Raw genomic sequence first — 7,364 nt, 5'->3', positions numbered from 1 at the left:
AGCCTCCAATTTCATCCCAGCCCACGGGATATGACCCGGCTTGTTACAACCGGCCTTCGCTGGCGTTATCCTTGCCGGCCGTAGCCCTCCTGGGCATCCGTACTCCGCAGAACCCTCAAGGAATACCCATGGCCATCAATGTCACGATCACCACCAACCGCGGCCCCATCCACCTGCGCCTGCACGAAGACAAGACGCCGGTGACGGTGGCGAGTTTCGTCAACCTGGCGCGTCGCGGTTATTACGATGGCCTGTCGTTTCACCGCGTGATCCCCGACTTCATGATCCAGGGTGGTTGCCCCGAAGGCAGTGGCCGCGGCGGCCCGGGTTACCGCTTCGAAGACGAGTTCCATGCCAGCCTGAAGCACGACAAGCCGGGCATCCTGTCCATGGCCAACGCCGGTCCGCGCACCAATGGCAGCCAGTTCTTCATCACCCACGGTGCCACGCCCTGGCTGGACGGCAAGCACAGCGTGTTCGGCGAAGTGCTTGGCGGCGACGACCAGAAAGTGGTGGATGCGATCAAGCAGGGCGACACCATCGAGAAGGTGACGGTGGAAGGCGACGTGGACGCCCTACTGGCCGCGCAGGCCGAGCGCGTGAAAGAGTGGAATGCGGTGCTTGACCAGCGCGGCTGAGTGGCGCCCTTTGACCCTCTCCCGCAAGGGAGGGGGTTGGCTGCCCATGGCGTACTTTCACGCCACTGTTACGTTCGTGTAGCGCATGTCCACATAGAATTCGCGGACTTGGATTCATTCCCAAAGGAGAACAGCCATGTCGTTACTCGACAGCTTGGGTAGTTTGTTAGGTGGCAATCAGGGTGAGGGTGCCGGTTCGCTGATTTCGGTGGCCGGGCAGTTGATCCAGCAGGCCGGTGGCGTGCAGGGTCTGGCCGACAAGCTGCAGCAGCATGGCTTGGGTGATGCAGTGCAGTCCTGGATCGGCAGCGGTGCCAACCAGGCGATCTCCGGCGATCAGCTCAATCAGGTGTTGCAGAAGACCGGCCTGGATTCGGTGGTCAACAATGCGGCCGGCAAGCTTGGTGTCGACCCGGGCCAGTTGATCGGCCAGTTGGCGCAGGTGTTGCCGCATGCCGTGGATCACGCCACGCCGGATGGCCAGGTGCCTGCGAGCGGTGGCGGTTTCGACCTCTCGATGCTGGGTGGCCTCGCCGAAAAACTGCTCGCCCCGCGTACCGCCTGAGCGTTACGCACGGAACAAAAAAGCACGGCGGAAAACCGCCGTGCTTTTTTGTTGCCTGCAAGAAGTTGCCGGCCTTAGTGCTGAATGAAGCGCAGCAGATACAGCAGGATGATCGCGCCGATGATCGACATGATGAAGCCCGCCGTGTGGAATTTCTGACCCGGCTCCGGCTTCTTGAACAAGGTGCCGATAAAGCCGCCGATGATGGAGCCGACGATACCCACGATCGTGGTCATGATGAAGCCGTAATGCTCGGCGCCCGGCACGATCCAGCGTGCGATGAGGCCGACGATGAAGCCGACGATGATGGACCAGATGATATGGAACATGGACATCCCCTTGTCTTGAGCCGTGGTTGATTGCGACACCCCTCCGCCCGGTTCTGCAGCGGCCCGGCGACATGATGCCAGGGGAACAAGTCAGGGCAAAGGAAATTTCCGGCTACGCTCCCCGTCCCCGCGGGATGACGCATCGCCACATGCTAAAATCCGCTGGTTTGCTGTCCCGCACCCCACCGAGGAAAGCCATGCCCCAGCTCGCCCAGCGCATCGGCCGCGCCAAACCCAGCGCGATCATGGTCATCGCCGAAACGGCCAGGCAGCTGAAGGCCGCCGGCCGCGACATCATCAGCTTCTCGATCGGCGTGCCGAATTTTCTGCCTGGCGAACACGTGTACGCAGCAGCCCGCGAGGCGCTCTCGCATGACAGCGGCCAGTACGGCAGCAACCGCGGTTCGGATGCCTTGCTGGATGCTTTCCTGAAGCACATCGAGGCGCTGGGTTTTACCGGCTACGGGCGTTTGAACCTGTCGGTGGGCATCGGCGCCAAGCAGGTGCTGTACAACCTGGCCGAAGCGCTGCTCAACGACGGCGACGAGATCTGCTTCCCCGCACCGTACTGGACCACCTATCGCGACATCGCCGACATCGTCGGTGCGAAGGCCAACGTACTGCATTGTGGTCCCGACCAGAACTACAAGCTCACGCCGCAGCAGCTGGAAACAGCGCTGGCGCGCAAGCCGAAAGTGTTCCTGTTCAACAACCCGTCCAATCCAACCGGCATGGTGTATACGCGCGAGGAAATCGCCGCACTGGCGGACGTGCTGGTGAAATACCCGGATACATGGATCGTCACCGACGACATCTACAACTCGATGGTGTTCGATGGCATCGGCTATCACAACTTCGTGTTTGCGCGTCCCGAATTGCGCGATCGCTTGATCTTCGTCGATTCGATTTCCAAGACGTACGGCATGCCGGGTTGGCGCGTCGGCTTGATTGCCGGGCCGGAAAATGTGGCCAAGGCCGTCACCACACTCAATTCCAATCACATCACCAGCGTGCCGGAAGTGATCGCGGCTGCAGCCATTGCTGCCTTCAGCGGTCCGCAGGATGTGCCGCAAGCCAAGTGCAGGGAGTTCGCGCAGAAGCGCGACGTGGTGCTGGCGGCGCTGGCGAAGATTCCTGGGGTGGTGTGTCCGCGTCCGCAGGGTGCGTTCTATGCGTTCCCGGATATCTCGGTCGCGTTCGGCAAGAGCCACAACGGTACGCGCATCGAAACCGATGTGGATTTCTGTGCTGCATTGCTGGGCGCAAAAGGCGTAGCGTGCGTACCGGGCTCGGCCTTTGGCGAGCCGCGCGCCATGCGCATTTCCTACACCTGTCCCACGGCACAGTTGGAACCCGGCCTTGCACGTATTGCCGAGTTCTTCGCTGAGCTGAGTTGATCTCTTTTTACGGCCCGCGTCGTTACGATGCGGGCTTTGTCGTTTTATGCACCTGAAGGAGTTGCCACGATGAAAGCCCCCGTTCGTGTTGCCGTGACCGGCGCAGCCGGCCAGATCGGTTACGCCCTGCTGTTCCGTATTGCCGCCGGCGACATGCTCGGTCCGGATCAGCCGGTGATTCTGCACTTGCTCGAAATTACGCCCGCGCTGCCTGCGCTGCAAGGCGTGGTGATGGAGCTCAACGATTGCGCGTTCCCGCTGCTGGCCGGCGTGGTCGCCACCGACGACGTCAACGTGGCTTTCAAGGATGTCGACTATGCCCTGCTGGTTGGCGCGCGTCCGCGTGGCCCGGGCATGGAGCGCAAGGATCTGCTGGAAGCCAACGGCGCCATCTTTGCGCCGCAGGGCAAGGCGCTGAACGATCACGCCAAGCGCGACGTGCGCGTGCTGGTGGTCGGCAACCCGGCCAACACCAATTCGCTGATCGCGCAGCAGAACGCTCCTGATCTCGATCCGAAGTGCTTCACCGCGATGGTGCGCCTGGACCATAACCGTGCGTTGTCGCAGCTGGCCGAGAAGACCGGCAAGCACACCACCGACATCAAGAAGGTCACCATCTGGGGCAACCACAGCTCCACCCAGTATCCCGATCTGCATCACGCCACCGTCGGCGGCAAGCCGGCGCTGAGCCTGGTCGACCAGGCGTGGTACGAAAAGGAATTCATCCCCACCGTGCAGCAGCGCGGCGCGGCGATCATCAAGGCGCGTGGCGCTTCCTCGGCAGCTTCAGCCGCGTCCGCCGCGATCGATCACATGCGCACCTGGGCGCTCGGCACCGCGGAAGGTGACTGGGTGTCGATGGGCATTCCGTCCGATGGTTCCTATGGCATCAAGCCGGGCGTGATCTACGGCTATCCGGTGACGGTGAAGGGCGGCAAATACGAGATCGTGCAGGGCCTGGAGGTCAACGACTTCTCGCGTGCGCGCATGGATGCCACCGACAAGGAGCTGCGCGAGGAGCGTGCGGGTGTCGAGCATTTGTTTGCGAAGAAGTGAGCGCAGCTTACAGTGCTGAAGGAAAACGGCCATCCGTGAGGATGGCCGTTTTTATTTGGAGTGCACGAAATGCTCGGTGTGAATCATGCGCGCTTACGAAAACGGCATTCGACAAGTCATGCCGTGGTCGTCAATCCGAGCAAAGGGATGAAGGGTTCTGAAAACGGGTAGTGGGCACCCGCTTTTGTCGGCTTGCTTTATGGCGCCAACCCCTGCAGGGTGCGTTCGTGCGGCGTCACCCGCAGCACCGAACCCTGATCGTACCAATCGCCCAGCACGATGCGTTCGGCCGTCTGGCCGTCCAGATCGAAATGATGGATGGCGGGGCGGTGCGTGTGCCCGTGGATCAGGTGCAGCACGCCGGCGTGGCGCATCGCCTGGGCGACCGCATCGGCGTTGACGTCCATCAGCGCTTCGTCGGCGCCGCTGGTGTAGCTGCGGCTTTCGGCGCGCGCTTTCGCGGCGAGGGCGCGGCGTGCGTCCAGCGGCATCGCCAGCACCTGGGCTTTCCACTCCGGTGAACGCAGTTGGCGGCGCAATTGCTGATACGCCACGTCATCGGTACAGAGCACGTCGCCGTGCATCAATAGCGTGGGTGTGCCGTACAGGTCGTGCACGGCGCCGTCTTCGATCAGCGTCATGCCGGCGCGGGCGGCGTAGGTCTCGCCGAGCAGGAAATCACGATTGCCGACGATGAAATACACCGGCACGGCGGCATCGCGTACAGCGGTGGTGGCGCGGGCAATGCGATTGGGCAGCTCGGCATCATCATCGTCGCCGACCCATGCCTCGACCAGGTCGCCGAGGATGTACAGCGCGTCGGCGTGGCGGACTTCGTCGCTTGCGAGATATTGCTCAAACAGCGAGGTGATGTGCGGACGGCTATCGTCCAGGTGCAGGTCGGAAATGAACAGCGTGGTCATTTTTTCGATTTGCGCGGTGCCGGCGCCGGTGTCACCGGGGCCGGCTTGGCCACCGTGCCGGGTGCGGCCGGTGCTTCTTCGCCGACCACGTTCGCACTTTCGATCACCACCAGCGGGGTGGGCACGTCGGCGGCGAACGGCCCTTGAGCATGCGTGGGCAGCGCGGCGATCTTGTCGACCACATCCATGCCCTTGATCACCTTGCCGAACACGGTGTAGCCCCAGGTGAGACCGCTCTGGTTGCCGACGTAATCGAGGCGGCGGTCATCCACCAGGTTGACGAAGAACTGTGACGTGCCCGAATTCGGATCCGCGCCGCGCGCGACCGCCACGGTGCCGCGCAAGTTGGAAAGACCGTTGTCCGCTTCGCTAGGTACCGGTGAATGCGTGCGTCGCGGTTGCAACTCGGCGGTGTAGAGGCCGCCTTGAACGAGGTAGCCGGGGATGACGCGGTGGAACACCGTGCCGGCGTAAAAGCCTTCGTGCACGTAGCGCAGGAAATTCGCCACGCTCTTGGGCGATTTGTCCGCATACAGCTCCAGGGTGATGTCGCCTTGCGAGGTATGCAGCGTCACCTGCGGATTGGCCACGACGGGCGCCGGCGTGGCGGGAGCGGTAGCAGGTGGCTTGGCCGTCTGCGCAACAGCAAGCGGAGCAGCAAGCAGGAAGAGGGCGGTCAGCAGGTACTTGGGCATGATGGGGGCGGTACGGCTGAAATATCCGCGCATGATACGCGGGACAACGGGCTGGAACGAAATCCCGGTGTGGCGAGGCATGCGAAAGCTGGGATTTCACCCCCGCCTACGTGATCCTTCCTTATTCGTTTGCCGATATCGACAGCGCCAACCCAAGTTCCGCCATCGGCGTGATTTCCTGCTCCAGGTCCGCCTGCGTCAGCGGATGCTGTTCCACCCATGCGGCCGGCAAGCTCAGGCCCAGGCGCTGGGCGGTGGCCGACAGGCGCAGCGGCGGCAGCGATTCGGGGCGACGCGCGCGGCGGAACAACACCGCCAGGCGCAACAGGGCCGTGATGTAGCGGGCAAGCTGGCGATAGCGTTGCGGCAACGTGGAGAAGCTGGCCTTGTCCGGTTTGCGCCGGTGCGCCTGCACGATGGTGGCGAGCAGATGCTGTTCCTGCTTGGAGAAACCGGCCAGGTCGGCGTTGCGCAGGATGTAGGCACCATGCTGGTGATGCTGGCTGTGCGCGATGGCCAGGCCGATTTCGTGCACGCGTGCGATCCACGACAGCCATTCGCGTGCCTCGCCATCCAGTTTCCAGCTGGGCGCCACCTGATCGAACAGCATCAGGGCCGTGGACTCCACGCGTCGCGCCTGCGCACGATCGACGCCATAGCGATTGGCCAGTGCATCGATGCTGGAGGTACGCGGATCGGTGCCCCCGGCGCGGCCGATCAGGTCCCACAGCAGCCCTTCGCGCATCGAGCTTTCGCATACCTGCAAGCGTTCGATGCCGAGTGCGGCGAAGGCGGCTTCGAAAATCACCACCGCGCCGGCAAATACCGGCGCACGGTCTTCCGAAAGGCCCGGCAACTTCAGTGCGTTGATCTGGCCTTGCTCCAGCAGCGCATCGCGCAAGGTGGCGAGTGAAGCGGGGGTGACGCCGTGGTCGGAGAACTTCATCGCTTGCACCACCGCACCGATGGCCTTGGCGCTGCCGGACGAGCCGAACGCATCGGTCCAGCCGGACTCCAGGTATTCCTCCGCGAACTGCTGCAGCAGCACGCCGATCTCGCCACGCGCGCGCTGCCAACGCTTGCGCGTGAGCTTGCCGCCGGGAAAGAAGCGCTGCGTGGAGGCAATGCAGCCGACCTGCACGCTTTCGGTATGGAGCGGGGCAAGGCCGCGGCCGATGATGAACTCGGTACTGCCGCCGCCGATGTCGATCACCAGCCGGGGTTCGCGCGAGGTGGGCAAGTCATGCGACACGCCGAGGAAGATCAGGCGGCCTTCCTCGCGGCCGGATACCACTTCCACCGGATGCCCGAGCGCGGCTTCCGCCGCGGTGAGAAACGCCTGCGGCGAAGCAAGGCGGCGCACCGTATTGGTAGCCACCGCGCGCACGCGGGCAGTGGGAATGCCGGCGATGCGCTGGCCGAAGCGGGCAAGGCAGTTGAGCGCGCGGGCGCGGTGCTCGGCATCCAGGGTGCCGTCGGCACGCAGGCCGGCGGCCATGCGCACGGTTTCGCGCAGACGGTCGATCACCCGCGGCTCGCCATGCTCCATGCGCGCGACCACCATGTGAAAACTGTTTGAGCCGATGTCGACGGCGGCCATAAGCTCGCCATCCTTGATTTGCATCTGGTCACCGAGGCTCATATAGGTGCTCTGTCCAAACTGCGGGGATTCTCGCATGGATGCCAGCATCATCAACCCTGCGTTTGCAGGTTGGGGTGAGGCGCAGCCGAACCCCAATGTGGCGTGCAAGTAACGGAGAC

General features: G+C 63.4%; 8 protein-coding genes. 4 read left to right on the top strand and 4 right to left on the bottom strand.

Going from position 1 to position 7,364, the window contains the following annotated elements:
• Positions 1-128: 128 nt before the first annotated feature.
• Both VJR68_RS09245 and VJR68_RS09240 read left to right on the top strand, forming a co-directional pair.
• A complete protein-coding gene (locus VJR68_RS09245; protein WP_324147379.1) occupies positions 129-638 on the top strand; it encodes a peptidylprolyl isomerase in 510 nt (169 codons plus the stop codon).
• Positions 639-774: 136 nt separating this feature from the next.
• Positions 775-1,203 carry a YidB family protein gene (locus VJR68_RS09240; protein WP_324147378.1) on the top strand — a complete coding sequence of 143 codons (429 nt, stop codon included), beginning with the start codon at positions 775-777 and terminating at the stop codon, positions 1,201-1,203.
• A gap of 74 nt (positions 1,204-1,277) precedes the next feature.
• Here the strand turns inward: VJR68_RS09240 and VJR68_RS09235 are convergent, their stop codons facing one another.
• Positions 1,278-1,532 carry a GlsB/YeaQ/YmgE family stress response membrane protein gene (locus VJR68_RS09235; RefSeq protein ID WP_324147377.1) on the bottom strand — a complete coding sequence of 85 codons (255 nt, stop codon included), beginning with the start codon at positions 1,530-1,532 and terminating at the stop codon, positions 1,278-1,280.
• Between the two features lie 197 nt (positions 1,533-1,729).
• Between VJR68_RS09235 and VJR68_RS09230 the strand changes: the two genes are divergently transcribed.
• Together VJR68_RS09230 and VJR68_RS09225 are read left to right on the top strand one after the other, a co-directional pair.
• The gene (locus VJR68_RS09230; protein WP_324147376.1) at positions 1,730-2,929 is read left to right on the top strand and encodes an aminotransferase class I/II-fold pyridoxal phosphate-dependent enzyme; all 1,200 of its coding nucleotides are present in this window, start codon (positions 1,730-1,732) and stop codon (positions 2,927-2,929) included.
• A gap of 69 nt (positions 2,930-2,998) precedes the next feature.
• Entirely contained in the window at positions 2,999-3,985 is a 987-nt protein-coding gene (locus VJR68_RS09225; RefSeq protein ID WP_324147375.1) for a malate dehydrogenase, read from the top strand.
• A gap of 197 nt (positions 3,986-4,182) precedes the next feature.
• Here the strand turns inward: VJR68_RS09225 and lpxH are convergent, their stop codons facing one another.
• The 3 genes from lpxH to VJR68_RS09210 form a co-directional block, all read right to left on the bottom strand.
• Positions 4,183-4,908 (bottom strand): UDP-2,3-diacylglucosamine diphosphatase, encoded by a 726-nt coding sequence (gene lpxH / locus VJR68_RS09220; RefSeq protein ID WP_324147374.1) that lies wholly within the window; start codon positions 4,906-4,908, stop codon positions 4,183-4,185.
• Positions 4,905-5,603, bottom strand: a complete 699-nt coding sequence (locus tag VJR68_RS09215) for a peptidylprolyl isomerase (RefSeq protein ID WP_324147373.1) — start codon at positions 5,601-5,603, stop codon at positions 4,905-4,907. The genes lpxH and VJR68_RS09215 overlap by 4 nt, the downstream gene beginning before the upstream one ends.
• A 121-nt stretch (positions 5,604-5,724) precedes the next feature.
• Positions 5,725-7,245, bottom strand: coding sequence for a Ppx/GppA phosphatase family protein (locus tag VJR68_RS09210; RefSeq protein WP_324147384.1), 1,521 nt, complete (start codon positions 7,243-7,245; stop codon positions 5,725-5,727).
• Positions 7,246-7,364 lie beyond the last annotated feature (119 nt).

Origin of the sequence: Dyella sp. (assembly GCF_035277725.1) — a bacterium.
In the GTDB taxonomy this organism is placed as follows: domain Bacteria; phylum Pseudomonadota; class Gammaproteobacteria; order Xanthomonadales; family Rhodanobacteraceae; genus Dyella_B.
Note: the sequence above shows the minus strand (reverse complement) of the source record. Positions and strands in the feature narration are given on the sequence as shown.

Excerpts from the sequence above, each read along its gene's own strand:
- VJR68_RS09240 (WP_324147378.1), top strand. The coding sequence starts at position 775 with ATGTCGTTACTCGACAGCTTGGGTAGTTTGTTAGGTGGCAATCAGGGT.
- VJR68_RS09210 (WP_324147384.1), bottom strand. The coding sequence starts at position 7,245 with ATGAGCCTCGGTGACCAGATGCAAATCAAGGATGGCGAGCTTATGGCC.
- VJR68_RS09225 (WP_324147375.1), top strand. The coding sequence starts at position 2,999 with ATGAAAGCCCCCGTTCGTGTTGCCGTGACCGGCGCAGCCGGCCAGATC.
- VJR68_RS09235 (WP_324147377.1), bottom strand. The coding sequence starts at position 1,532 with ATGTTCCATATCATCTGGTCCATCATCGTCGGCTTCATCGTCGGCCTC.
- VJR68_RS09230 (WP_324147376.1), top strand. The coding sequence starts at position 1,730 with ATGCCCCAGCTCGCCCAGCGCATCGGCCGCGCCAAACCCAGCGCGATC.
- VJR68_RS09245 (WP_324147379.1), top strand. The coding sequence starts at position 129 with ATGGCCATCAATGTCACGATCACCACCAACCGCGGCCCCATCCACCTG.
- VJR68_RS09215 (WP_324147373.1), bottom strand. The coding sequence starts at position 5,603 with ATGCCCAAGTACCTGCTGACCGCCCTCTTCCTGCTTGCTGCTCCGCTT.
- lpxH (WP_324147374.1), bottom strand. The coding sequence starts at position 4,908 with ATGACCACGCTGTTCATTTCCGACCTGCACCTGGACGATAGCCGTCCG.